The 23,344-nt window shown below is 71.2% G+C and carries 24 protein-coding genes; 10 read left to right on the top strand and 14 right to left on the bottom strand.

Annotated features, from left to right (window positions below; translation table 11 throughout):
- The first annotated feature begins 40 nt into the window (after positions 1-40).
- A complete protein-coding gene (locus tag BLR91_RS04435) occupies positions 41-1,684 on the top strand; it encodes a DNA repair helicase XPB (protein ID WP_018191750.1) in 1,644 nt (547 codons plus the stop codon).
- Positions 1,685-1,825: 141 nt separating this feature from the next.
- Here BLR91_RS04435 and BLR91_RS04430 read toward each other — a convergent pair whose 3' ends face one another.
- From BLR91_RS04430 to BLR91_RS04415, 4 genes are read right to left on the bottom strand one after another with little or no spacing between them, the layout of a single operon-like run.
- Positions 1,826-2,695: an aminoglycoside phosphotransferase family protein gene (locus tag BLR91_RS04430; protein ID WP_089876826.1), complete on the bottom strand. Its 870-nt coding sequence runs from the start codon at positions 2,693-2,695 to the stop codon at positions 1,826-1,828.
- Between the two features lie 7 nt (positions 2,696-2,702).
- Positions 2,703-3,455 carry a pyrimidine reductase family protein gene (locus BLR91_RS04425; RefSeq protein ID WP_089876827.1) on the bottom strand — a complete coding sequence of 251 codons (753 nt, stop codon included), beginning with the start codon at positions 3,453-3,455 and terminating at the stop codon, positions 2,703-2,705.
- Complete coding sequence (gene folP / locus BLR91_RS04420) at positions 3,448-4,392, bottom strand: dihydropteroate synthase (RefSeq protein WP_089876829.1); 945 nt, start codon at positions 4,390-4,392, stop codon at positions 3,448-3,450. The genes BLR91_RS04425 and folP overlap by 8 nt, the downstream gene beginning before the upstream one ends.
- Entirely contained in the window at positions 4,346-5,566 is a 1,221-nt protein-coding gene (locus BLR91_RS04415) for an NAD(P)/FAD-dependent oxidoreductase (protein ID WP_089876831.1), read from the bottom strand. The genes folP and BLR91_RS04415 overlap by 47 nt, the downstream gene beginning before the upstream one ends.
- Before the next feature lie 103 nt (positions 5,567-5,669).
- On the opposite strand from BLR91_RS04415, the gene BLR91_RS04410 reads away from it, so the two are divergent.
- Both BLR91_RS04410 and BLR91_RS04405 read left to right on the top strand, forming a co-directional pair.
- The gene (locus BLR91_RS04410) at positions 5,670-6,362 is read left to right on the top strand and encodes a response regulator transcription factor (RefSeq protein ID WP_018191755.1); all 693 of its coding nucleotides are present in this window, start codon (positions 5,670-5,672) and stop codon (positions 6,360-6,362) included.
- A 59-nt stretch (positions 6,363-6,421) separates the two neighbouring features.
- Positions 6,422-8,122 carry a sensor histidine kinase gene (locus BLR91_RS04405; protein WP_089876832.1) on the top strand — a complete coding sequence of 567 codons (1,701 nt, stop codon included), beginning with the start codon at positions 6,422-6,424 and terminating at the stop codon, positions 8,120-8,122.
- Positions 8,123-8,353: 231 nt separating this feature from the next.
- On the opposite strand, the gene groL is transcribed toward BLR91_RS04405, so the two are convergent.
- The 4 genes from groL to BLR91_RS04385 all read right to left on the bottom strand — a co-directional run bounded on the left by groL (position 8,354) and on the right by BLR91_RS04385 (position 11,422).
- Positions 8,354-9,973 carry a chaperonin GroEL gene (gene groL / locus BLR91_RS04400; RefSeq protein ID WP_018191757.1) on the bottom strand — a complete coding sequence of 540 codons (1,620 nt, stop codon included), beginning with the start codon at positions 9,971-9,973 and terminating at the stop codon, positions 8,354-8,356.
- A 194-nt stretch (positions 9,974-10,167) separates the two neighbouring features.
- Positions 10,168-10,371, bottom strand: coding sequence for a cold-shock protein (locus tag BLR91_RS04395; protein WP_018191758.1), 204 nt, complete (start codon positions 10,369-10,371; stop codon positions 10,168-10,170).
- 169 nt (positions 10,372-10,540) lie between these two features.
- Positions 10,541-11,089: a LytR C-terminal domain-containing protein gene (locus BLR91_RS04390; RefSeq protein WP_018191759.1), complete on the bottom strand. Its 549-nt coding sequence runs from the start codon at positions 11,087-11,089 to the stop codon at positions 10,541-10,543.
- Between the two features lie 21 nt (positions 11,090-11,110).
- Positions 11,111-11,422: a DUF3263 domain-containing protein gene (locus BLR91_RS04385; protein ID WP_018191760.1), complete on the bottom strand. Its 312-nt coding sequence runs from the start codon at positions 11,420-11,422 to the stop codon at positions 11,111-11,113.
- A 181-nt stretch (positions 11,423-11,603) separates the two neighbouring features.
- Between BLR91_RS04385 and msrB the strand changes: the two genes are divergently transcribed.
- Positions 11,604-12,029, top strand: a complete 426-nt coding sequence (gene msrB / locus BLR91_RS04380) for a peptide-methionine (R)-S-oxide reductase MsrB (RefSeq protein ID WP_018191761.1) — start codon at positions 11,604-11,606, stop codon at positions 12,027-12,029.
- Positions 12,029-12,610: a nitroreductase family protein gene (locus BLR91_RS04375; RefSeq protein ID WP_018191762.1), complete on the top strand. Its 582-nt coding sequence runs from the start codon at positions 12,029-12,031 to the stop codon at positions 12,608-12,610. The genes msrB and BLR91_RS04375 overlap by 1 nt, the downstream gene beginning before the upstream one ends.
- Here the strand turns inward: BLR91_RS04375 and BLR91_RS04370 are convergent.
- From BLR91_RS04370 to pdhA, 5 genes are read right to left on the bottom strand one after another with little or no spacing between them, the layout of a single operon-like run.
- On the bottom strand, positions 12,607-13,557 hold the full coding sequence (locus tag BLR91_RS04370; RefSeq protein WP_089876834.1) for a DMT family transporter: 951 nt from the start codon (positions 13,555-13,557) through the stop codon (positions 12,607-12,609). The two genes, BLR91_RS04375 and BLR91_RS04370, sit on opposite strands and share 4 nt — an antisense overlap.
- A gap of 32 nt (positions 13,558-13,589) precedes the next feature.
- A complete protein-coding gene (locus BLR91_RS20400; protein WP_018191764.1) occupies positions 13,590-13,712 on the bottom strand; it encodes a hypothetical protein in 123 nt (40 codons plus the stop codon).
- A 15-nt stretch (positions 13,713-13,727) separates the two neighbouring features.
- Positions 13,728-15,071, bottom strand: coding sequence for a dihydrolipoamide acetyltransferase family protein (locus tag BLR91_RS04365; protein ID WP_089876836.1), 1,344 nt, complete (start codon positions 15,069-15,071; stop codon positions 13,728-13,730).
- Positions 15,068-16,120, bottom strand: coding sequence for an alpha-ketoacid dehydrogenase subunit beta (locus BLR91_RS04360; RefSeq protein ID WP_197674310.1), 1,053 nt, complete (start codon positions 16,118-16,120; stop codon positions 15,068-15,070). Before BLR91_RS04360 ends, BLR91_RS04365 begins: the two co-directional genes overlap by 4 nt.
- The gene (pdhA, locus tag BLR91_RS04355) at positions 16,117-17,271 is read right to left on the bottom strand and encodes a pyruvate dehydrogenase (acetyl-transferring) E1 component subunit alpha (RefSeq protein ID WP_089876838.1); all 1,155 of its coding nucleotides are present in this window, start codon (positions 17,269-17,271) and stop codon (positions 16,117-16,119) included. The genes BLR91_RS04360 and pdhA overlap by 4 nt, the downstream gene beginning before the upstream one ends.
- Before the next feature lie 127 nt (positions 17,272-17,398).
- On the opposite strand from pdhA, the gene BLR91_RS04350 reads away from it, so the two are divergent.
- The 4 genes from BLR91_RS04350 to BLR91_RS04335 all read left to right on the top strand — a co-directional run bounded on the left by BLR91_RS04350 (position 17,399) and on the right by BLR91_RS04335 (position 20,804).
- The gene (locus tag BLR91_RS04350) at positions 17,399-17,827 is read left to right on the top strand and encodes an Lrp/AsnC family transcriptional regulator (protein WP_018191768.1); all 429 of its coding nucleotides are present in this window, start codon (positions 17,399-17,401) and stop codon (positions 17,825-17,827) included.
- Between the two features lie 165 nt (positions 17,828-17,992).
- Entirely contained in the window at positions 17,993-19,177 is a 1,185-nt protein-coding gene (locus BLR91_RS04345; protein WP_089876840.1) for a thiolase family protein, read from the top strand.
- Complete coding sequence (locus BLR91_RS04340) at positions 19,174-19,920, top strand: enoyl-CoA hydratase/isomerase family protein (RefSeq protein ID WP_089876842.1); 747 nt, start codon at positions 19,174-19,176, stop codon at positions 19,918-19,920. The genes BLR91_RS04345 and BLR91_RS04340 overlap by 4 nt, the downstream gene beginning before the upstream one ends.
- The gene (locus tag BLR91_RS04335) at positions 19,917-20,804 is read left to right on the top strand and encodes a 3-hydroxyacyl-CoA dehydrogenase family protein (protein WP_089876844.1); all 888 of its coding nucleotides are present in this window, start codon (positions 19,917-19,919) and stop codon (positions 20,802-20,804) included. Before BLR91_RS04340 ends, BLR91_RS04335 begins: the two co-directional genes overlap by 4 nt.
- On the opposite strand, the gene BLR91_RS04330 is transcribed toward BLR91_RS04335, so the two are convergent.
- Entirely contained in the window at positions 20,779-21,180 is a 402-nt protein-coding gene (locus tag BLR91_RS04330) for a PaaI family thioesterase (RefSeq protein ID WP_089876846.1), read from the bottom strand. The two genes, BLR91_RS04335 and BLR91_RS04330, sit on opposite strands and share 26 nt — an antisense overlap.
- 36 nt (positions 21,181-21,216) lie before the next feature.
- Here BLR91_RS04330 and paaZ point away from each other — a divergent pair, with 36 nt between their 5' ends.
- Positions 21,217-23,304: a phenylacetic acid degradation bifunctional protein PaaZ gene (paaZ, locus tag BLR91_RS04325; protein ID WP_089876848.1), complete on the top strand. Its 2,088-nt coding sequence runs from the start codon at positions 21,217-21,219 to the stop codon at positions 23,302-23,304.
- Positions 23,305-23,344: the final 40 nt, after the last annotated feature.

Below are 23,344 nucleotides of genomic sequence, written 5' to 3'. Positions count from 1 at the left end.
CCGGCCGAACCCCAGGGCGCAGGGCGTAGGCTGGTGAGCTATGTCCGATGGCCCCCTGATCGTCCAGAGCGACCGCACCGTCCTGCTGGAGGTCGCGCACCCGGAGGCGGAGGACGCACGCCACGACCTCGCCGTCTTCGCCGAGCTGGAGCGTGCTCCCGAGCACATCCACACCTACCGCATCACCCGGCTGGGGCTGTGGAACGCGCGGGCCGCCGGGCACACCGCGGAGGACATGCTCGGGACGCTCGAGCGGTACTCGAAGTTCCCCATCCCGCAGACGGTGTCCGTCGACGTCTCCGAGACGGTCGCCCGCTACGGGCGGCTCGTGATCGAGCGCGACGACGAGGGGACGCTGCTGCTCCGCTCCAGCGACCTGGCCGTACTGACCGAGGTCGCGAGCGCCAAGCGGATCGCTCCGCTGCTGCTGCAGCGCCGCGACGACACGACGTTCGTCGTGGAGGCGTGGGCGCGTGGGCAGCTGAAGCAGGAGCTGGTCAAGCTCGGCTGGCCGGCGGAGGACCTCGCAGGGTACACGCCGGGCACACCGCACGAGATCGGGCTGAAGGAGGACGGCTGGGCGCTGCGCGACTACCAGCGCAAGGCGGTCACCAACTTCTTCGACGGCGGCTCCGGAGTGGTGGTGCTCCCCTGCGGCGCGGGTAAGACGCTCGTCGGCGCTGGCGCGATGGCGACCGCGAAGACCACGACGCTCATCCTCGTCACCAACACCGTGTCGGCCCGGCAGTGGCGCGACGAGCTGCTGCGCCGCACGACGCTGACGGCGGAGGAGATCGGCGAGTACTCGGGGCAGGTGAAGGAGGTCAAGCCGGTCACGATCGCGACCTACCAGATCCTCACCGCCAAGCGGAAGGGCGAATACGCCCACCTGGCGCTGCTCGACGCACTCGACTGGGGGCTCGTGGTCTACGACGAGGTGCACCTGCTTCCGGCGCCCGTCTTCAAGCTGACGGCCGAGTTGCAGGCCCGCCGCCGCCTCGGCCTGACCGCGACACTGGTGCGCGAGGACGGCCGTGAGGGCGACGTGTTCAGCCTCATCGGCCCGAAGCGCTTCGACGCCCCGTGGAAGGAGATCGAGGCGCAGGGCTTCATCTCGCCGGCCGCCTGCTACGAGGTGCGCGTCGACCTGCCGCCGTCGGACCGGCTCAGCTACGCCGCCGCCCCCGACGACGAGCGGTACCGCCTCGCGGCGACGGCCCCCGCGAAACTCGACATCGTGCGTCAGCTGGTCGCGCGCCACGAGGGAGAGCGCATCCTGATCATCGGGCAGTACCTCGACCAGATCGACGAGCTTGCCGAGGCGCTCGACGCACCGCAGCTGACCGGCGCGACGCCGGTGGACGAGCGGGAGCGGCTCTACCAGGAGTTCCGCGACGGCCGGACGAAGGTGCTCGTGGTGAGCAAGGTCGCGAACTTCTCGGTGGACCTGCCCGAGGCGACCGTCGCCATCCAGGTCTCCGGCTCGTACGGCAGCCGCCAGGAGGAGGCGCAGCGGCTCGGACGCCTGCTGCGGCCGAAGGAGTCAGGGCTATCGGCGAACTTCTACACCCTCGTCGCGCGTGACACCGTGGACCAGGACTTCGCGCAGAACCGCCAGCGGTTCCTCGCCGAGCAGGGCTACTCGTACACGATCCTCGACGCGCACGCGCTGCAGGCGGCGTAGCGCGCTGCCCTGCGCCGTCCTCCCCGCGCCGCCCTGCTCGCGCCACCTCCCCGCGCGAGATTTGCGCCAAATCGCGGTTATCGGCGCCGCATAACAGAGATTTGGCGCAAATCTCGGGGCTTCGGGAGCGGGCCGCGGGCGTCAGCACAGGATGCGGGCGAGCGTCGCGCGCGCCTCGGGGTCTGCGGCGCGGTCGCGGAGCGTGATGGCGGCCTTCCAGAGGGCCCAGCCCCGCGCCCGGGACCACGTGTCGTCGTCGAGGCCGACGGTGTCGACGAAGGCATCGCGGGCCGCGCCCTCGAACATCGTCCAGGCGGGCACGAGGTCGCAAGCGGGGTCTCCGACACCGGACGTGCCGAAGTCGATCACCGCGGACAGCGCGCCCGACGCATCCGTCAGCAGGTTGCCCGGCGCGACGTCACCGTGGAACCACACCGGCGGCCGATCCCAGCGGGATGCGGTGGCCTCGGCCCACAGGCCGCGCGCGCGGTCGGCGTCTGCGGCCGGGAGCAGCGCGAACGCGGCGAGCGCCTCCTCGCCGTAGACGTCCGGCGGAGCGCCGCGGAAGAAATTGTGCGTCCCGGGCTCGGGTGCGCCCACGGTCGGCGCCTCCCGCAGTGCGACCAGGAATCGCCCGATCGCCTCCGCGAGCACCGCATCCCGCGACACATCGCCGAGCAGCACCGCCGGGCGACCGGGCAGCCAGCGGTACACCGACCAGGGCAGCGGGTACTCCTCCGTCGGTGCGCCCGCGGCGACCGGCTGCGGGATAGGCAACGGCAGCAGCGGGGCCAGCCGCGGCAGCCACTCCTGCTCCTTCGCGACCTGCTCGCGGTAGCCGGCGGCGCTCGGCAGGCGGACACTCAGCTCCTCGCCGAGCCGGAACGTCCGGTTGTCCCAGCCGTCGTGTTCGACCGGCAGGATGGGCAGCCCGCGCCACTGCGGGAACTGGCCGTCGACGAGACGACGCACCACACCCGCATCGATCACCGGCCGCAGCTCGGCGGTCACAGCATCCTCAGCCCCGGACATACCGCAGCAGCAGGGTGTCATCCCCCGCCAGCGTGTGCGCCAACCGCAGCCCGAGCGGGGCGATCGGTGCTGCGCCCGTCGCGATCCGAGACGACGTCCCGCCCTCCAGCCGCGGGCTGACCGTCAGGCACAGCTCGTCGACCGCACGCGCCGCGATCAGGTCGGCGAACAGGTGCGGACCTCCCTCGCAGTGGATGCGCGTGAGCCCCCGCTCGTGCAGCACCCGCAGTCCGCGCTCGGCCTGCACGCGCTCCCGACCGCAGACCACGACGTCCGCCACCTCCGACAGCGTCTCGCGCGCCTCCGGCCGCGACAGCTCGGTGGTGAGGATGATCGGCCGCTCGGGGGCGTCCTGGAAGATCGAGCTGCGCGGGTCCAGGTCGAGCCCGGCCGACACGATCGCGAAGACGGGATGCGCGGTCATCCCCGCGCCGCTGCGGACGCGAGCCGACTCCGGGGCGACGCGCATCGCACCGTACCCCTCGGCACGAACAGTGCCCGCACCGACGAGCACGACATCGCAGAGTCGCCGCAGCAACTCGAACACGCGGCTGTCGACGTCGTTGGACAGCCCGCCCGAGAGCCCCTGATGGGTGGCCGCGCCGTCCGCACTGCTGACGAAGTTGACCCGCAGCCACGGATCGCCCGTCCCCTCAAGGTAGAGGGCGGTGATGTCGTCGTCGGTCAGCTCGGTCTGCGACGGCAGCGGCGACAGGCGGTGGATGGCAGGCTCACTCATTCACGTCTCCCATGTTGTGCTTCAGGTAGGCGGGCCGGCGGAGGCCCAGCACGGCCTCGGTCATGCGCACGGCGGCGACGGAGGCGCGCACGTCGTGCATCCGCACGATACGCGCGCCGTTGACGATGCTCATGACCGCGGCCGCGAGCGACCCCTCCAGCCGGTCCGCGCGCGGGGCGTCGAGCGTCTCGCCGATGAAGTCCTTGTTCGACACGGCGGCGAGGGTCGGGTAGCCGAGGTCCGCGATCTCGCTGAGACGGCGGGTCAGCTCCAGCGAGTGCAGCGTGTTCTTGTTGAGGTCGTGGCCGGGGTCGACGATGATCCGCTCCTCCGGGATGCCCGCCGCCTGCGCACGCTCGACGCGGTCGAGCAGGAACGCGGACACCTCGGCCACCACATCCCCGTACTGGGGCTTCGGGTACGGGCGTCGCGGCTCGGCGAGACTGTGCGTGATGACGAGGGTGGCCTCGCTGTCGGCGACGACCCGCGGGAGCTCGGGATCGCGCAGCCCGGTGGTGTCGTTGATGACGGTCGCTCCGGCGGCGATGGCCTCCCGGGCGACGGCCGCGTGGAAAGTGTCCACCGAGATGACCACGTCGGATCCGGCACGCAGCGCCGCCACGACCGGGACGACGCGCTCGATCTCCTCCTCCACCGGGACCGGCTCGCCCGGAGCGAAGGGCGCGCCGCCGATGTCCACCCAGTCGGCGCCGAGCGCGACGGCCTCGAAGCACGCATCCACCGCCCGGTCGAAGGCATACGTGCGGCCCTGGTCGAAGAACGAGTCGGGGGTTCGGTTCACCACGGCCATGACCGCGACCTGCCGCGAGAAGTCGAAGGTGCGCGCGCCGATCCGACGGACTGGCACGCGCAGCGGCGGCAGGTACGGCTCAGAGCGCGGCAAGGTCGACGTCCCGATCGGCCAGGCGGTCCGCATCCACGTACTCCCCCAGCCGGATGAGGCGCTGGATGTCGTCCTGCACGTCCCACACGTTCACGTTCATGCCGGCCACCACCCGGTCGTTGCGCAACCAGAACGCGATGAACTCGCGGGCGTCGACATCGCCCCGGTACACCACCCGGGCGCCGGCGGTGAGGGGCCCGTAGCCCGAATACTCCATGCCCAGATCGTATTGGTCGGAGTAGAAGTACGGGATGTCGTCGTACGACGCGCGCTCGCCCAGGATGGCGTGGGCGGCGACCTTCCCGCTGGCGATCGCGTTCGCCCAGTGCTCGCTGCGGAGGTGGCGGCCGATCGCCGGAAGGAAGGGAGTGGCGACATCGCCGACGGCGTAGACGTCGTCGATGCTGGTCCGCATCCCCTTGTCGGTGAGCACTCCCTCTGCGACCGCCGCGCCGGAGCGCTCGGCCACCAGGCTGTTCGGCGACGCCCCGACACCGGCGACGACCACGTCGGCGGGGATGCGCTCCCCCGACGCGAGCACGACGTGCTGCTCCTCGCCGCCGTCGACGCCGACAACCTTTGCGCTGTTGCGGAACGCGACGCCGTTGTCCCGGTGCAGCCGCTCGAAGACGCCGCCGAGCTCCCGACCGATGGCCCCACTGAGCGGGACCGCCGAGTGGCCGATCACGGTCACGTCGTTGCCGTACCCGCGGGCCGCAGCGGCGACCTCCATGCCGATCCACCCCGACCCGACGATGACGACACGTCGGCCGCCGACCTCGAGCGCCGCGCGCAGCCAGGCGGAGTCCTCCCGGGTCCGGAGCGGGAACACCGCGCCGTGACCGCTGCCCGGAACGCCGAGCGGGCGCGCTCGCGCCCCGGTGGCGAGGACGAGGCTGTCGTAGGTGATCCGGCCGCCGTCCGACACGAACAGCTCGTGCGCGTCCGCTTCGAACGAACCCGCCTCGACATTCGGGATGAACTCGACCGCGTTGTCGGCGTACCACTCGGCGGGATGCACGTCCGCATCCTCGATCCCGGCCTCGCCCTTCAGGAACTCCTTCGACAGCGGCGGCCGGATGTACGGATGGTGCTCTTCCGCACCGAGCAGCAGGATGCGGCCGCCGAAGCCGCGCTCGCGCAGCTCCGTGGCGACGGTCGCGCCGGCCAGGCCGGCCCCGGCGATCACGACGGTGGGTTCAGACATGATCTCAGCATCCACTCTTCACACTGCGGGCGCCAGACCTGCGCACCTAGGGCGCACCGACGGCTCACAGGTAAGACCCAGCCGACGCGCAGATACTGTCTCCATGAACGCAGGACCCCGCATTCTCATCGTCGACGACGAGCCGAACATCCGCGACCTCCTCACCACCAGTCTCCGTTTCGCCGGGTTCGCCGTCCGTGCAGTCGGGAACGGCGCGCAGGCGATCTCCGCGGTCCTCGAAGAGGAGCCCGACCTCATCATCCTCGACGTCATGCTGCCGGACATGAACGGTTTCGGCGTCACCAAGCGCCTCCGCGGCGCGGGCTACACCGCGCCCATCCTGTTCCTCACGGCGAAGGACGACACCGAGGACAAGATCACCGGCCTCACCGTCGGCGGCGACGACTACGTCACCAAGCCGTTCAGCCTCGACGAGATCGTCGCCCGCATCAAGGCCATCCTGCGCCGCACGATGCAGGCCGACGAAGACGCGGTCATCCGCGCGGGCGAGCTGACGATGGACCAGGACACGCACGAGGTCTTCGTCGGCGACACCCCCATCGAGCTCAGCCCCACCGAGTTCAAGCTGCTGCGCTACCTCATGCTGAACCCGAACCGCGTGCTCTCGAAGGCGCAGATCCTCGACCACGTCTGGGAGTACGACTTCAACGGCGACGCCGGCATCGTGGAGTCGTACATCTCGTACCTGCGCCGCAAGGTGGATGCGCACTCCAGCGAGCCGCTCATTCAGACCAAGCGCGGGTTCGGGTACATGCTGAAGGCCGCGAAAGCCTGAGGTGCGCACCGGGCGCACACATGCCCGGCACAGCATCCCCTGCATAGACTGACGGCCTGATGCACTCACGTCTGCTCGACCGCTGGAACGCGATCTCCCTGCGCACGAAGATCACGGGCGTGACCGTGCTCATGCTGACGCTCGGTCTGCTCGTGACCGGCATCGGCACGATGTCGATGCTGAAGCCGGTGCTCCTCGACCAGCTGGATGCGCAGCTCTCGGCCGCCTCGGGCGCGTCGTACCTGAACACGTACCTCGGCACGCCGTCGTCGGACGACGACCAGATCGCGACCGACTCGAGCCCGTCGGACTACTTCGCGGCGCTGTACAACTCCAGCGGCAAGCTGGTGAAGAGCAACTGGTCGAACATCCCGTACGCGCACCGGCCGGCGATCCCCACCACCCTGACCCTCCCCGAAGCGAAGGGCATGAACGGCGGCTTCACGCTGCCGAGCAACGACGGCCGCACGACGTACCGTGCCCTCGCGACGACGCAGACGTTCGCGGGCAGCGGTGAGCTCGCCACCGCGATCGTCGCGACGACGACATCGCAGATCGACACCGTGATGGCGAGCTTCCTGGCGATCTTCCTCGGCTTCGGCGTCATCGTCATCGTGGTCGGCGCCGGGCTCACGCGGATGCTGGTCACGACGACGTTCTCGCCGCTGCGCGAGGTGGAGCAGACGGCCGCCGCCATCGCCGACGGAGACTTCAGCCAGCGCCTCGGCGGGGCGACTCCCAATACGGAGGTCGGACGCCTCAACCGCTCCCTCAACACCATGCTGAACCGCATCGACCGCGCGTTCAGCGACCGCGCGCGCACGATCGATCAGATGCGTCGCTTCGTCGGCGACGCCTCCCACGAGCTCCGCACCCCGCTGGTCTCGGTGCGCGGCTACGCCGAGCTGTACCGGATGGGTGCGCTGCAGACGCCCGAGGACGTCGCGCAGGCCATGGATCGCATCGAGAAGGAGGCGATCCGCATGGGCATCCTCGTGGAGGACCTCCTCGAGCTCGCCCGGCTCGATGAGACCAAGCCGCTCGACCTGCGCCGCGTCGACCTCGTGAAGATCGCGCAGGACGCGGCGATGGATGCGATGGCCGGCTCCCCAGGACGCGTCGTCACGGTCCTCACGCCCGAGCCGCTTCCGCCCGCGGACGACGACGCCGCGGAGCCCGGGCTCGACACCGTCCCGATGACCATCCCCGACACCGACGCGCGCGCCGCGAACGCCACGGGCCCGATCGCCTTCGCGGGATCGGCGCTCGCCCGCCTGCGCCGCGGTCGCAGCCGCCGCGGGGCGATCGAGCCACTGCCCATCACGACGGCCGAGAAGGTGGTGCTCACGCAGCCCGCCCCATCGGAGCCCGCGATCGTCATGGCGGAGGAGAACAAACTCCGCCAGGTCGTCACCAACCTGATGGGCAACGCCCTGCGCTACACGCCGGAGGGCAGCCCGATCGAGATCGCGGTGCAGATCGACCACCGCACCGAGCGCGGCATCATCGAGGTCCGCGACCACGGTGAGGGAATCCCGCCGCAGATCCGCGAGAAGATCTTCCAGCGCTTCTGGCGCGCCGACACGTCCCGCGCCCGCGAGACCGGCGGAAGCGGCCTCGGCCTCGCCATCGTCTCCTCCATCGTCGCCGCCCACAACGGCACGGTCGACGTGGTCGACACCGAGGGCGGGGGCGCGACCTTCCGCGTCTCGCTGCCGCTCGCCGGTTCCCCCGCCTCCCCGAGCCCGCTCACCCCGTAGCGTCCCCCGCCGCGTCGCGTTCGCAGAGGAACCCCGCGTCGGAGCGCCGGAAACGGAGGGGATCCGGCCCACTGACCCGCGGGTCCACCTCCGTTCGTGGCGAATCACCGCGGACTGCGCACGATTCTCCTCCGTTTTGCGCGGGGTGCAGCCAGCCGCACGTGAAGGCCCGGGCACGCGAAGAGGGCGCCTCCCCGATGGGGAAACGCCCTCTCTGCGTGGTGCGGGGACTTAGAAGTCCATGCCTGCGCCCGGGTCGCCGACCGGAGCCGGGTTCTTCTCGGGCTTGTCGGCGACGACGGCCTCGGTGGTGAGGAACAGGCCCGCGATGGACGCCGCGTTCTGCAGCGCGGAGCGGGTGACCTTCACCGGGTCGTTGATGCCGGAGGCCAGCATGTCGACGTACTCGCCGGTCGCGGCGTTGAGGCCGTGGCCGACCGGGAGGTTGCGGACCTTCTCGACGACGACGCCGGCCTCGAGGCCCGCGTTGATCGCGATCTGCTTCAGCGGAGCCTCGATGGCGACCTTGACGATGTTGGCGCCGGTCGCCTCGTCACCGGTGAGCTCCAGCTTCTCGAAGGCGGTCTTGCCGGCCTGGATGAGGGCGACGCCACCACCGGCGACGATGCCCTCCTCGACGGCGGCCTTCGCGTTGCGCACGGCGTCCTCGATGCGGTGCTTGCGCTCCTTGAGCTCGACCTCGGTGGCCGCGCCCGCCTTGATGACGGCGACGCCGCCGGCGAGCTTGGCGAGGCGCTCCTGCAGCTTCTCGCGGTCGTAGTCCGAGTCGGTCGACTCGATCTCGTTGCGGATCTGCTGCACGCGGCCGGCGATGACCTCCGGGTCGCCCGCACCCTCGACGATCGTGGTCTCGTCCTTGGTGATGACGACCTTGCGGGCCTGGCCGAGCAGGTCGAGGGTGACGTTCTCGAGCTTGAGACCGACCTCCTCGGAGATGACCTGGCCGCCGGTGAGGATCGCGATGTCCTGCAGCATGGCCTTGCGGCGGTCGCCGAAGCCCGGAGCCTTGACGGCGACGGACTTGAAGATGCCGCGGATCTTGTTGACGATCAGGGTCGCCAGGGCCTCGCCGTCGACGTCCTCAGCGATGATGAGGAGCGGCTTGTTGGCCTGGATCACCTTGTCGACGATCGGCAGGAGGTCCTTGATGTTGCTGATCTTCTGGTTGGCGATGAGGATGTACGGGTCCTCGAACACCGCCTCCTGGCGGTCCTGGTCGGTCACGAAGTACTGCGACAGGAAGCCCTTGTCGAAGCGCATGCCCTCGGTGAGCTCGAGCTCGGTGCCGAAGGTGTTCGACTCCTCGACGGTGACGACGCCCTCCTTGCCGACCTTGTCGATCGCCTCGGCGATGATCTCGCCGATGGTGGTGTCGCCGGCGGAGATGGACGCGGTGGCCGCGATCTCCTCCTTGGTCTCGACCTCCTTGGCGGAGGCGACGAGCTCCTCGGTGACCGCAGCGACGGCCTTCTCGATGCCGCGCTTCAGGGTGATCGGGTCAGCGCCGGCCGCGACGTTCCGCAGGCCCTCCTTGACCAGGGCCTGAGCGAGGACGGTCGCGGTGGTGGTTCCGTCACCGGCGACGTCGTCGGTCTTCTTGGCGACCTCCTTGACGAGCTCCGCGCCGATCTTCTCGTACGGGTCGTCGAGCTCGATCTCCTTCGCGATGGAGACGCCGTCGTTGGTGATCGTCGGGGCGCCCCACTTCTTCTCGAGGACGACGTTACGACCGCGCGGGCCCAGGGTCACCTTGACCGTGTCGGCCAGGGTGTTCAGGCCGCGCTCGAGGCCGCGGCGGGCGTCCTCGTTGAAAGCAATGATCTTTGCCATGTGTTTCTCGTCCCTCCCGGACGTGTGCGAAAGATTCCGTCTATTAGCACTCGATCAGATGGAGTGCTAAAGCGATTCTGGCACTCGCCGCGGTGGAGTGCAAGATGACTCCGCGACCGGCGAACACCGGGAGCAACGGCGAAGCGCCGCCCCCGATGGGGACGGCGCTCCACAGATTCGTTGGTTCGCTGTGCTCAGGCCAGCCGTACCGACTCGGCCTGCGGACCCTTCTGCCCGGTGCCGACCTCGAAAACGACCTGCTGGCCCTCTTCGAGGACCTTGTATCCGTTCATGTCAATCGCGGAGTAATGAACGAAAACGTCCTGTCCCCCTCCATCGACGGTGATGAAGCCGTAGCCCTTCTCAGCGTTGAACCACTTCACGGTCCCGTTCGCCATGCATTACTCCCATTGCTGTGTCGCTCGCGCGATCCGACGCCGCACGTTGACTCCCGATACTAATGCTTTCAATAGGCGGCGACGCCAGAGATTTCGTGAATCGATTCCGAAATGAGGCGAAAGTTAAACACGCGCGAAACAAAGGGATCGGGCGGTCATGGAGCCCGGATCAGCCCTGGTAGTTCGCGCCGATCACGACGGTGATGTCCGCGCCCGTGTCGTCGAAGGCATTGCTCTGCTGGATGGTCGCGCCCGGCAGCGACTGCACGACCCCGAGGGCGGCGGCCTGGTTGGCCGGATTGCCGTAGTAGACGATGGTCGTCGCCAGGTCGTTGCGGTCGGCGTTCGCGAGCGCGCTGACCGTCCAGCCCGCGGCCTTCAGCTTGTCGCCGACGGTCTGCGCCAGGCCTTCCGTCGACGTGCCGTTCAGCACGTTGACCTGCAGCGCGGGGTTCACGGTCGGGACGATCGTCGGGGTCGGGGTGGGCGTCGGCGTCTGCGAACGGGATGCCGAGGCCGACGGCCCGTGGAAGGAGATGTTGCCGTTGATGACGGAGAGACCGAAGATGCCGGCGCCGACCAGCACGATCGTGGCGAGCGCCGCCCATCCCACCGCCATCCACGCGCGGCCCCGCGGGCGCGGCGCCCGGTGCGCGCCGACGCGCTTCAGGTCGTCGGGGATCTCGTCGAACCTGTCGCGGGGGTACTTCTCAGCCATCGGGGGATGCGGTCCTCGGGGTCAGTCGCCGGACGGGAGGGTCCGTGCGTGTCGTGCGGCCAGCCTCGCCTCGCGCAGCCGCAGCAGCCTCTTGACGAGCATGGGGTCGTGGCGGAGAGCGGCCGGGCGGTCGATCAGCGCACCGAGCAATTGATAGTACCGAGCCGCCGAGAGACCGAACTCCTCGCGGATGGCCTGCTCCTTGGCTCCGGCGTGACGCCACCACTGGCGTTCGAACGCGAGGATCGCGGCATCCCGATCGCTCAGCTGGTCCGTGTCCGAGGGCTCGCGGTCGGCGGCAGGCCGTTCGTCGGCTGACCGGGTCACGCGCACCGCCTTCCCTCGTCACGGACGCCGGACGGTGCCGGACATGCCGGTCGCGCCCCGCGCTCGCGCATCATCCTAGGGCGCAGGCCCTGTGTGTTCCCCGTTTCCTCCCGGCACGTCGCGGGACGAAACGGGAACAGCCGTCGCGGCGTCGCCGTTTAGTCTGGTGACGACGAAAGGGAGAGGCATGGCAACGAACGAGACGGCCCAGGACGGATACACAGTCTCCAAGAGCGAGAACGAGTGGCGCGAGGAGCTCAGCCCCGAGCAGTACGCGGTGCTGCGCGAGGCCGGGACGGAGCGCCCGTGGACCGGTGAGCTGCTCGACGAGAGCCGCGCCGGCCTGTACACCTGTGCGGCGTGCGGCGCGGAGCTGTTCAAGTCGGGCACCAAGTTCGACTCGGGATGCGGCTGGCCGAGCTTCTACGAGTCCGTCCGCCCGGAGGCCGTGCAGCTGATCGAGGACACGAGCCTCGGCATGGTCCGCACCGAGGTGCGCTGCGCCTCCTGCGGCTCGCACCTCGGGCACGTCTTCCCCGACGGCTTCGGCACCCCGACCGGCGACCGCTACTGCATGAACTCGCTGTCGCTGAACTTCACGCCGGAGTCCTGATGACGACAGGCGCGACGGCCGCGGGCTCCGCCGGCGACCTCGCCGAGCGCGTCGCCGCGCGCCGGTCGTACTCGCGGGTGACGCCGGACGCGCCGACCCACGAGGAGCTGCTGCCCCTGGTGGCGGCGGCCGGCCGGGTCGCCGACCACAGCGCGCTGCACCCGTGGCGTCTGATCGAGCTCCGCGGCGACGCGCGGCTGCGGCTCGGCCAGGCGTTCGTGCGGGATGCGAAGGCGACCGGATCGGAGGCGGAGAAGCTCGCATCCAAGCCGCTGCGCTCCTCTCTCTTGATCGCGATCGTGTCCGTGCGGACGAAGAGCGAGAAGGTTCCCGGCTGGGAGCAGGATGCGGTGGCGTCAGGAGTGGCCCACATCCTGAGCCTGCTGCTCCACGACGCGGGCTGGGGCGTGATGTGGCGGACCGGCCACCACACCCGGTCGAAGGCGGTGCACAGGATGCACGGACTGAAGAAGAACGAGCGGCTGCTCGGCTGGCTGTACGTGGGAGGCATCCCCGCGGACAGCAAGGAGGGGTACCGCCGGTCGCTCGATCCCGAGCGCTTCCTGACGGCGCTGGACTAGGCGGACTGCCGTCGCCAGCCCCAGCGGATGCTCGCGATGGCGACCGCGACGATCGCGAGCAGCGTGCCGCCGATCGTCGAGAACGCGAGGGTGTGACCTGCGGTCGGCAGCAGCAGGTCGAGCAGGAGGGCGGAGGCCAGCTGGCCGGCTACCGTGGCGAGCCCGAGCAGCAGCACCCCGGTGATCCGCACGAGGAACGCGGTCACCCCGATGAAGATGCAGCCGATCGCCCCGCCGATGTAGAGCCAGGGTTCCGTCGGCAGGCGTGCGGGGAGTCCGGCCAGCGCCCAGTGTCCGAGCATGAGCACCAGCAGAACCGACGTGCCGACGGCGAAGTTGATGAACGTCGCCGTCAGCGCGCTCTCGGCGACGACGCGAACCTGGCCGTTGACCGCCTGCTGCCAGCCGGTGCCGAGACCCGCGATGAACGGGAGCACCATCATCCACACCGGGGCGCTGCCCCCGAACTGTGCGGACACCGCCCAGGTGACCGCGACGAGGGCGAGCAGTGCTCCGACGAGTCGTGCGGCCGTCAGCGGGCGGCGGCCGCCCGGGCCGAGACCGACGCGGTCGAGCACGAGGCCGCTGATGGTCTGACCGGCCACGACCGCGACGGTGAACAGCGCAACGCCGAGCGCGGCGGCCGTCAATCCCTGCGAGAGCACCAGGAACGAGCCGGCGGCGCCGCCTAGCACGTACCACCAGCGCAGACCGCGGCCGCGGAGCGCGTCACGCACGCGCGCCAGGCCTCGTCGGCCGGCCGGCACGATCGCCAGCGCGACCGTGAGGATCACGAGGCCGGAGCCGAACGAGATGGCAGCGGCCGTGAACCCGTCACCGAGCCGGCTCCCCAGCTCGCCGTTGATGCGCGACTGCAGCGCGACCAGCGCACCGCACAGGAGCGCGAGGACGAGAGCGAGCCAGAGCGGGAACGAGCGAGGAGTCACTCCCCCAAGCCTAGGCCCGCCCGCGGAACGGCTCAGGGAGCGGGCGCCTCGCCGTCGGTCGGCTCCGGCTTCGGCAGCCAGTCGATGTTCTCCTCCGGCGCGACCTCCTTCTCCTCGGTGAGGTCGTAGTCGTCGTCGTTCTTCTTGTCGCTCATGCCGCCACCCTACGCTCAGCCGGCGACAGCGCCGGGCGTGTCCGCCAGCGCGCCGAGCGGCGACTCGATCGCGTCGGCGATGTCGCGCAGGAACCCCGCAGCGACTCCCCCGTCGGTGACCCGGTGATCGAACACGAGCGACAGTTGCAGGATGCGGCGCGGCACGATCGCGCCGTCCACCACCCACGGCCGCTCGATCGCCCGGCCGAGGCCGAGGATGGCGACCTCGGGGTGGTTGATGATCGCTGCGCTGCCGTCGACCCCGAGGCTTCCGTAGTTGTTGATCGTGAACGTCGAGCCGGCGAGCTCGGCGGGCGGGAGGGTGCCCTCGCGGGCCGCCCGCGCCAGACGGTCGAGCTCCGCATCCAGCTCGCGCACGGAGAGCCGGTCGGCCCGGCGGACGACCGGGACGAGGAGACCGCGGTCGGTGTCGGCCGCGAACCCCAGGTTGACGCCCTCGAACAGCTGCAGGCCCTGCCCGTCGGCCGTGACGCGTCCGGCGAGCTCGGGATGCCGGGCGAGCGCGGTGAGGGCGAACCGGGCCACGAAAGAGAGGAACGAGGGAGCGCGACCCGTTCGGGCGAGGCGACGGCGCCCGTCCCACAGCTCGGTCGCATCCACATCCACCCAGACCGTGGCCTCGGGGATCTCGGCGCGGCTGCGCGTCATGGTCTCGGCGACCGTGCGGCGCAGGCGCGAGAACGCGCTCGTCTCGCGCACGGTGAGGCCGGTGCGCGGGTCGGTCTCCGCGGGAGCGGCGGGTGCCGCGGGAGCGGCGGGTGCCGCGGGAGCCGTCGGCGACGGGGACGCGGTGGATGCGCGCGCCGGCACCTGCGCGCGCGCCGACAGCGCCGCCTCCACGTCGTGCCGCGTGACGACGCCGTCCGGGCGGCCCGGGCGGAGGGTCGAGAGGTCGATGCCGTGGCTGCGGGCGAGGGCGCGGACGACCGGCGAGACGACGGGCACGACGTGCGGGCGGGGCGGTGTGACGGCGGTCGCACGGGGCGGCTCGAGCGTCGCAGTGCGGGAGGCGCGGGGCCGGCGACCGGCGTGCGCCGTCGTGCCGTACCCCACCAGCACCGCACCCGAACCGCTGGAGTTGGCCGACGCTTCCGCCGCCTCCTCCTCGACCTCGATCAGCGGGGCGCCGACCAGGATGTTCTCGCCCTCCGCGCCATGAAGCGCGGCGATCCGCCCGGCGTACGGCGACGGCACCTCGACGACGGACTTCGCCGTCTCGACCTCGGCGATCGGCTGGTCGGTGACGACGGTGTCGCCGACCGCGACCAGCCAGCGCACCAGCTCCGCGTCGGTCAGGCCCTCGCCGAGATCCGGGAGGGTGAACACGCGCGCGGTCATGCGTCCTCCCACTGCAGCGCATCCACCGCATCGAGCACGCGGTCGATGTCGGGCAGGTAGAACCGCTCCAGCTTGGGCGGGGCGAAGGGGGTGTCGAACCCGGTGACGCGGTGCACCGGCGCGAGCAGGTGGTGGAAGCAGCGCTCCGACACCCGCGCCACGATCTCGGCCGCCATGCTGGCGAAACCGGGCGCCTCCGCCACCACGACCGCGCGGCCGGTGCGGCGGACCGCCGCGCACACCGTCTCGTCGTCGAACGGGACCAGCGACCGCAGGTCGATGACCCCGACGCTGCGGCCGTCCTCCGCCGCGGCCTCGGCAGCGGCGAGCGCGACCGGCACGGACGGGCCGTACGCGATCAGCGTCACGTCGTCGCCCTCGCGGGCGACTCGCGCGCGGCCGATCTCGGGAAGGGGCGCCTCCACATCCACCTCGCCGGTCGACCAGTACAGCTTCTTCGGCTCGAGGAAGATGACCGGGTCGGGATGCGCGATGGCGGCGCGCAGCAGCCCGTACGCGTCCTGCGGGGTCGCGGGCGACACCACGGTCAACCCGGGCGTGTGCACGTAGTACGCCTCCGACGAGTCGGAGTGGTGCTCCACCCCGCCGATGCCGCCGGCGTACGGGATGCGCACGACCATCGGAAGGCGCAGGCGGCCCTGCGTGCGGTTGCCCATCTTGGCGACGTGGTCGACGATCTGCTCGAAAGCCGGATACGCGAAGGCGTCGAACTGCATTTCGACGACCGGGCGCATCCCGTTCATGGCCATGCCGACCGCCGTGCCGACGATGCCGGACTCGGCCAGCGGAGTGTCGAAGCAGCGGCTCTCGCCGAAGCGGGCGGTCAGCCCGTCGGTGATGCGGAAGACGCCGCCGAGGGCGCCGACGTCCTCTCCGAAGACGACGACGGACGGGTCGGCGGCGAGCGCGTCGGCAAGGGCCCGGTTGAGCGCCTGCGCCATCGTCGTGGTGGCGGGTGCGGTGGATGCGGCCTGCTCCGGTTCCGCGCCGGCCGGGCGTTCGGCGGGAGCGTCGTGCATGAGCGTCATCGTGCGGCCTCCTGGCTGGTCGGCTGGCCCGCGTGGCCCGCGTCGGCGGCGCGGAGCTCGGCGGCGAGCTGCTCGGCCTGCTCACGCAGCTGCGGGGTCGGGGTGGCGTAGACGTGGGCGAACAGGTCTTCGGGATGCGGCTCGGCGTCGGCCATGATCGCCGTCCGGAGGTCTGCGGCGACCCGCTCGGCGTGCGCATGCACCTCGGCGTCGTCACCCTCGGTGAGCGCGCCCTCAGCGGTCAGCCAGGCGCGCAGGCGGAGCAGCGGGTCGCGGGCGAGCCACGGCTCCACCTCGTCGGAGGTGCGGTAGCGAGTGGCGTCGTCGGCGTTGGTGTGCGACTTGACCCGGTAGGTGACCGCCTCGACGAGCGTCGGGCCTCCGCCCTCGCGCGCCTCCTCAACGGCCTCCCCGAGCACCGCGAGCAGAGCGGCGAGGTCGTTGCCGTCGACGAGGCGCCCGCGCATCCCGTAGCCGACGCCCTTGTGCGCCAGACTCGGCGCGGCGGTCTGTCGGCTGAGGGGCACGGAGATCGCGTAGCCGTTGTTCTGCACCAGGAAGACGACGGGCAGGTGGAAGACGGCGGCGAAGTTGAGCGCCTCGTGGAAGTCGCCCTCGCTTGTCGCGCCGTCGCCGCACATCGCGAGCACCACGGTGTCCTCGCCGCGCAGGCGGGCCGCGTGGGCGAAGCCGACCGCATGCAGCAGTTGGGTCGCCAGCGGCGTCGCCTGCGGTGCGACGCGGTGCCGGTTGGGGTCATAGCCGGAGTGCCAGTCGCCGCGGAGGAGCACGAACGCCTCGAACGGGTCGACGCCACGCGCGATCACCGCGACGGTGTCACGGTAGGTCGGGAACAGCCAGTCCTGCTCGCCGAGCACCATCGCCGCGGCGATCTCGCAGGCCTCCTGACCGTGTGACGACGGGTACACCGCGAGCCGCCCCTGACGGACAAGGGCGTCCGCCTGGTCGTTGAGGCGGCGGGCGAGGACGAGGCGGCGGTAGCCGTCCCGCAGGGTGTCCTGGCCGGGGACGCGGCCTTGCGCGAGGGCGGCGTGGCCGCTCGGGTCCGCGGACCCGTCCTGGTCGATGAGCCGCAGCGGGGTGTCGCCCGGCAGCAGGTCGTCCGCGCGCAGCGGTGCGTCGGCGTGCATCCGTTCTCCTTTGAAAGACGTCGCTCATCATCAGGATGACTTCGCTGGACCCCGGATGCTACGGGTGCGCCGGAGTCGAGACGAATGGATGCGCTGGACGCGTTGGAGTGCCAGACTGTCCAGCACCATGGACGACATCGACGTACGCATCCTGGACGCTCTGCGCGCCGACGGCCGCGCCTCCATCACGGCGGTCGCGGAGGCGGCTCACGTGTCGCGCGCCAATGCCTATGCGCGGCTCTCCCGGCTCGTCTCGGACGGCGTCATCACCGGCTTCACCGCGAAGGTCGACCCGCGGCTGTCCGGGCGCCGGTCATCGGCGTACGTGACCATGCGCGTGGAGCAGGCGGCCTGGCACGACCTGCGCGACCGGCTCCGGCAGATCCCCGAGGTGGAGCATTTCGCCCTCGTCGGCGGCGACTTCGACGTCATCCTGCTGGTCCGGGCTCGCGACAACGAAGACCTGCGGCGGGTGGTGCTGGAGGAGCTGACGAGCATCCCGTCGGTGCGGGACACGAAGACGTCGCTGGTGTTCGAGGACCACGACCAGCGCTGACGCCCACTCCTGTGGGTCGCAACACGCCGTTATGCGCGCCGGATGACGGCGTGTTGCGACCCCTCGCCGGCGGGAGCCGACGGACGGGTTGCCCAGGGGCGGCGATTCTGCGACGATGCAATTGCTGAACGCTCGTTCGGTAATTCGGGTTCGAGGGAGAGCGCGATGGCGGAGGCCTACCTCGTGGGCGGAGTACGCACGCCCGTCGGTCGCTATGGCGGCGCGCTGGCCGGTGTCCGGCCCGACGACCTCGCCGCGCTCGTCGTCGCCGAGGCGGTGCGCCGAGCGGCTGCTCCCCCGGATGCCCTCGACGAGGTGATCCTGGGCGCCGCGAACCAGGCCGGCGAAGACAACCGCAACGTCGCCCGGATGGCCGTTCTGCTCGCCGGGCTGCCCGACGCGGTGCCGGCCATGACCGTCAACCGGCTGTGCGCATCCGGCTTGACCGCCGTGATCCAAGCTGCGCAGGCGATCCGCGCCGGTGATGCGGACCTGGTGATCGCGGGCGGCGTGGAGTCGATGACGCGTGCGCCCTGGGTGCAGGCGAAGCCGGAACGCCCCTGGGCGAAGCCGGGGCCGCAGTACGACACGTCGATCGGCTGGCGGTTCACCAACCCGCGCCTGCTCGAACGCGACAAGGCGACCTTCACGATGCCCGATACGGCCGAAGAGGTCGCCCGGATCGACGGCATCACGCGCGAAGAGGCCGACGCCTTCGCCCTGGAGAGCCACCGGCGAGCTGCGGCCGCGGCCGACGGCGGACGGTTCGACGCCGAACTGCTGCCGGTCCAGACACCGGGCTGCACGGTCACCGCCGACGAGGGCATCCGCCGCGACACCGGGATGGATGCGCTGGCGCGTCTGAAGCCGGTCGTCGCGGGCGGAAGTGTCGTCACCGCAGGCAACGCGTCGCCGCTGAACGACGGAGCATCGGCGATCGTGGTGGCGAGCGCAGCGGCCGTCGAGCGCTATGGGCTGCAGCCCCGCGCGCGGATCGTCGCCGCGGCGAGCGCCGGCGTCGCGCCCGAGGTGATGGGGCTCGGTCCGGTGCCCGCGACACAGAAGGCCCTCGCCCGGGCCGGGCTCGACGTCTCCGACCTCGGCGCCGTCGAACTCAACGAGGCGTTCGCCAGCCAGGCCATCGCGTGCATCCGCCGTCTCGGGCTCGACCCCGCGGTCGTCAATGCGGACGGCGGCGCCATCGCCCTCGGCCACGCACTCGGCTCGAGCGGGTCGCGCATCCTCGTCACCCTGCTCGGCCGGATGGAGCGGGAGGGGGCACGGCGCGGGCTCGCGACCATGTGCGTGGGCGTCGGCCAGGGCACCTCGCTGATCGTGGAGGCGGTATGACCAGGTACAGCACCCTCGCGGTCGAGCAGCGCGACGACAGGGTCGTGGTCACGCTCGACCGGCCGGAGCGCCGCAACGCGATCGACCAGCAGATGGTGGACGAGCTGCACCGCGTCTGCGCGACCCTGGAGGTGCAGCCGCGCATCCTCATCCTCACCGGGTCGGGCGGGGTCTTCGCCTCCGGCGCCGACATCGCCGAGCTGCGCGAGCGGACCGCCGCCGACGCCGCGAGCGGCATCAACGACACGATCTTCACCCGCATCGCGATGCTCCCGATGCCTGTGATCGCCGCCCTCGACGGATACGCACTGGGTGGCGGAGCGGAGCTCGCCTACGCGGCCGACCTGCGGATCGGCACCCCGCGACTGCGGATCGGCAACCCGGAGACCGGCCTTGGGATCATCGCCGCCGCCGGCGCGCTGTGGAGGCTGCCGGAGCTCGTCGGCCTGCCGCTCGCCACCGAGCTGGTGCTGACCGGGCGCATCCTGACGGGCGAGGAGGCGCTGGCCGCAGGACTCGTCGGCGACCTGTTCGAGCCGGGTGAGCTGCTGGCAGGGGCCCACGCCCTGGCCGACCGCATCGCCGCGAACGACCCGCAGGCGACCCGGCTCACCAAGCGCGTGCTGCGCGAGCCCGCCGAGCGGCATCCCGCCGCCGAGCGCGAGGCGCAGGCGGTGCTGTTCGAGTCGCCGGAGAAGCGGCGGAGGATGACCGAGTTCCTGGAGCGGAGGAGCAGGAGATGAGCACGACGGGCCTGCCCGAACGGGTCGCCGTGATCGGCGGTGGACGGATGGGCGCGGGCATCGCGCACGCGTTCCTCATGGCGGGTGCGGAGGTGGCCGTGGTCGAGCAGAACGCGACCGCCGCGTCGGAGGCGCGGGACCGCATCCTCACCGCCGTCGAGGGCAGCGTCCGCCGCGGCTCCCCGGCCCCCGACCCCGCGCGCCTGCTCGTCACCGTGACCTGGGAGGCGCTGAACGGCGCGGGCCTCGCGATCGAGGCGGTGCCCGAGCTGCTCGACCTGAAGCGCGAGGCCCTCGCCCGCGCCGAGCAGCTGCTGCCGGTGGATGCGGTGCTCGCGACGAACACATCGTCCCTGTCGATCGACACCCTGGCGGAGGGGCTGACCCGGCCGGGCGCGTTCCTAGGGCTGCATTTCTTCAACCCGGTCCCCGCATCCACTCTCGTGGAGGTCGTGCTGGGTACCGCGACCGCCGCCACCGCTGGGGAGGCCGCCGAACGGTGGGTGCGCGCGCTCGGCAAGACGGCGATCACCGTGCGCGACTCCCCCGGCTTCGCCTCCTCCCGCCTCGGGGTGCTGCTCGGGCTGGAGGCGATCCGGATGGTCGAGGAGGGCGTCGCCACCCCCGACGACATCGACACCGCCATGGAGCTCGGCTACAAGCATCCCGTCGGTCCGCTGCGGCTCACCGACATGGTCGGGCTGGATGTGCGGCTCGACATCGCCGAGTACCTCGCCCGCGAGCTGGGGCCGCGTTTCGAGCCGCCGGAGCTGCTGCGGCGCATGGTGGATGAGGGGATGCTCGGCCGCAAGACCGGCCAGGGGTTCTTCGCCTGGGGTGAGGACGGGTCGCCGGTCCCTACCGCCCGGGAGCGTCCACGATGAGGTTCGTGATGCGCGCCGTGCAGAGCCGGTTGCCGTCCTCGTCGGTGATGACGATCTCGTGCGACGCGATGGTACGACCCAGCCGGATCGCCGTCGCGACCCCGGTCACCACGCCCGACCGCGCCGCTCGGTGGTGGGTCGCGTTGATGTCGACGCCGACCGCGCTGCGCCCGGGACCGGCGTGGATGACGGCCGCCCACGACCCGAGCGCCTCCGCGAACGCGACCGACGCGCCGCCGTGCAGCAGCCCGAACGACTGGCGGTTCCCCTCGACCGGCATCGTCGCCACCACGCGCTCCGCGGACTGCTCCAGGATGCGCACCCCCATCTTCACGTCGAGCTCACCCAGTTCGATCGTCCAGTCGCCGTCGGCCATGCCGCCAGCATACGCATCCACTCGAGGAGGCCTTCGATGATCCTGCCCAGCTACATCCGCGATGAATGGTGGACGCCCGAATCCGCGGTCGGTGCTGGCGGCGGCGCCACTGAGGACGGTACCGAGGGCGGTGCCGCCGAGGTGCTCGACGCCTCCACCGGCGCCGTCATCGCGCGGGTCAGCACCGCCGGCCTCGACCTCGCGGGCGCGCTCGACCACGCCCGGACCGTCGGACAGCGCTCCCTCGGCGCGTTGACGTTCCACCAGCGCGCCCTGCTGCTCAAGCAGCTCGCGCAGGCGCTTACCGAGCGCAAGGACGAGCTGTACGAGCTGTCCGCCCAGGCCGGCGCGACCCGCGCCGACGCCTGGATCGACGTCGACGGCGGCATCGGCGCGATGTTCACCTACGGCTCGAAGGGACGGCGCGAGCTGCCCAACGCGCAGGTCGTGCTCGACGGTCCCGCCGAGCAGCTGTCGAAGGACGGCAGCTTCCTCGGCCGCCACGTCTACACCCGGCTGCCGGGCGTCGCCGTGCAGATCAACGCCTTCAACTTCCCGGTCTGGGGGATGCTCGAGAAGCTCGCGCCCTCCTTCCTCGCCGGGATGCCGACGCTCGTCAAGCCGGCCACCCCGACCGCGTTCGTGGCCGAGGCCGCCGTGCGGATCATGGTCGAGTCCGGGCTCCTGCCCGCGGGCTCCCTGCAGCTGGTGAGCGGATCGGTCCCCGACCTGTTCGACCACCTGCGGCTCGGTGACCTGGTCGCGTTCACGGGGTCCGCATCCACCGCCGAACGCCTGAAGGCGCACGACTCGGTGCAGACCGGTGGGGTGCGGTTCACCAGCGAGACCGACTCGATCAACGCGTCGGTGCTCGGGCCGGATGCCGTCACCGGGACGCCGGAGTTCGACGCGTACGTGAAGGGATTGGTCGTCGAGATGACGGCCAAGTCCGGGCAGAAGTGCACGGCCATCCGCCGGGCGATCGTCCCGGCGCCGCTCGCGGACTCCGTGATCGCGGCGGTGCGCGACCGGATCGCTGCGCGCGTCGTGATCGGCGATCCGCGCGCCGAGGGCGTGACGATGGGGCCGCTCGCCTCGCGCACGCAGCGCGAGGAGGTGCTGCGCCAGGTGGGGCGGCTCGTCGCGGCGGGCGGAGAGCTGGTGCTCGGCGGACTCGACCAGCCGACCGTCTTGCGGGCCGACGGCACGACCGGCGCGGCCCCGGAGGGCGCCTTCGTCGCCCCGGTGCTGCTGCGGTTCGCCGACGCGTGGACGCCCGAGGCGCACACCGTCGAGGCATTCGGGCCGGTCGCGAGCGTCCTGTCGTACGACACGGCGGAGGAAGCGGTCGCGCTGGTCGCGCGCGGCGGCGGGTCGCTCGTGACAAGCGTGGCGACCCACGATCCGGAGTTCGCGCGCACGTTCGTGCTGGGCTCTGCGGCCTACAACGGCCGCATCCTGGTGCTCGACCGCGACGACGCCCGCACCTCCACCGGGCACGGCTCCCCGATGCCGCACCTGGTGCACGGCGGGCCGGGGCGCGCGGGAGGCGGTGAGGAGCTGGGCGGGATCCGGGCGGTGCTGAACCACATGCAGCGGACGGCGCTGCAGGGGTCTCCCGATCTGCTCACCGCGATCACCGGAGTGTGGCATCCCGGTGCCGCCGCGTCGGCCGAGCCGCCGCATCCCTTCCGGAAGTCGCTGGCGACCCTGCGGATCGGCGACCAGGTCCAGTCCGGCTCGCGGCGGATCACGCTCGACGACATCGAGACGTTCGCGACGTTCACGGGCGACACGTTCTACGCGCACATGGATGAGGAGGCCGCGGCCGCCAACCCGTTCTTCCCCGGGCGGGTGGCGCACGGGTACCTGCTTGTGTCGTGGGCGGCCGGGCTTTTCGTCGACCCGGCGCCGGGACCGGTGCTCGCCAACTACGGGCTGGAGGATCTGCGGTTCCTGACGCCCGTCGTGCCCGGCGACAGCATCCGCGTCGCCCTGACGGCGAAGCAGATCACGCCGCGCGAGACTGACGACTACGGCGAGGTGCGGTGGGATGCGCGCATCCTGAACCAGCACGACGAGCTCGTCGCCACCTACGACGTCCTGACCCTCGTAGCCAAATAGCCTCACCCCCAAGCCAACAGCTCCTGAGTTTTTCGCACGA

The sequence above is a fragment of the Leifsonia sp. 466MF genome, from assembly GCF_900100265.1.
In the GTDB taxonomy this organism is placed as follows: Bacteria; Actinomycetota; Actinomycetes; order Actinomycetales; family Microbacteriaceae; genus Leifsonia.
The sequence above is the reverse complement of the archived record's forward strand: the minus strand, read 5'-3'. Positions and strand labels throughout refer to the sequence as shown.

What these genes read in the sequence shown, in the direction of transcription:
- pdhA (WP_089876838.1), bottom strand. Translation starts at nt 17,271, where the DNA reads ATGCACGCCGACGCACCGCTGCGCGCGGACGACCTGCTGCCGGGCGAC.
- BLR91_RS04365 (WP_089876836.1), bottom strand. Translation starts at nt 15,071, where the DNA reads ATGACCGCGCGCGTGTTCACCCTCCCGGATCTCGGCGAGGGCCTGACC.
- BLR91_RS20400 (WP_018191764.1), bottom strand. Translation starts at nt 13,712, where the DNA reads ATGAGCGACAAGAAGAACGACGACGACTACGACCTCACCGAGGAGAAG.
- BLR91_RS04335 (WP_089876844.1), top strand. Translation starts at nt 19,917, where the DNA reads ATGAGCACGACGGGCCTGCCCGAACGGGTCGCCGTGATCGGCGGTGGA.
- BLR91_RS04395 (WP_018191758.1), bottom strand. Translation starts at nt 10,371, where the DNA reads ATGGCGAACGGGACCGTGAAGTGGTTCAACGCTGAGAAGGGCTACGGC.
- BLR91_RS04390 (WP_018191759.1), bottom strand. Translation starts at nt 11,089, where the DNA reads ATGGCTGAGAAGTACCCCCGCGACAGGTTCGACGAGATCCCCGACGAC.
- BLR91_RS04330 (WP_089876846.1), bottom strand. Translation starts at nt 21,180, where the DNA reads ATGGCCGACGGCGACTGGACGATCGAACTGGGTGAGCTCGACGTGAAG.
- groL (WP_018191757.1), bottom strand. Translation starts at nt 9,973, where the DNA reads ATGGCAAAGATCATTGCTTTCAACGAGGACGCCCGCCGCGGCCTCGAG.
- BLR91_RS04375 (WP_018191762.1), top strand. Translation starts at nt 12,029, where the DNA reads ATGACGACAGGCGCGACGGCCGCGGGCTCCGCCGGCGACCTCGCCGAG.
- BLR91_RS04410 (WP_018191755.1), top strand. Translation starts at nt 5,670, where the DNA reads ATGAACGCAGGACCCCGCATTCTCATCGTCGACGACGAGCCGAACATC.
- folP (WP_089876829.1), bottom strand. Translation starts at nt 4,392, where the DNA reads ATGCGGACCGCCTGGCCGATCGGGACGTCGACCTTGCCGCGCTCTGAG.
- BLR91_RS04345 (WP_089876840.1), top strand. Translation starts at nt 17,993, where the DNA reads ATGGCGGAGGCCTACCTCGTGGGCGGAGTACGCACGCCCGTCGGTCGC.
- paaZ (WP_089876848.1), top strand. Translation starts at nt 21,217, where the DNA reads ATGATCCTGCCCAGCTACATCCGCGATGAATGGTGGACGCCCGAATCC.
- BLR91_RS04405 (WP_089876832.1), top strand. Translation starts at nt 6,422, where the DNA reads ATGCACTCACGTCTGCTCGACCGCTGGAACGCGATCTCCCTGCGCACG.
- BLR91_RS04415 (WP_089876831.1), bottom strand. Translation starts at nt 5,566, where the DNA reads ATGTCTGAACCCACCGTCGTGATCGCCGGGGCCGGCCTGGCCGGCGCG.
- BLR91_RS04360 (WP_197674310.1), bottom strand. Translation starts at nt 16,120, where the DNA reads ATGACGCTCATGCACGACGCTCCCGCCGAACGCCCGGCCGGCGCGGAA.
- BLR91_RS04435 (WP_018191750.1), top strand. Translation starts at nt 41, where the DNA reads ATGTCCGATGGCCCCCTGATCGTCCAGAGCGACCGCACCGTCCTGCTG.
- BLR91_RS04350 (WP_018191768.1), top strand. Translation starts at nt 17,399, where the DNA reads ATGGACGACATCGACGTACGCATCCTGGACGCTCTGCGCGCCGACGGC.
- BLR91_RS04425 (WP_089876827.1), bottom strand. Translation starts at nt 3,455, where the DNA reads ATGAGTGAGCCTGCCATCCACCGCCTGTCGCCGCTGCCGTCGCAGACC.
- msrB (WP_018191761.1), top strand. Translation starts at nt 11,604, where the DNA reads ATGGCAACGAACGAGACGGCCCAGGACGGATACACAGTCTCCAAGAGC.
- BLR91_RS04340 (WP_089876842.1), top strand. Translation starts at nt 19,174, where the DNA reads ATGACCAGGTACAGCACCCTCGCGGTCGAGCAGCGCGACGACAGGGTC.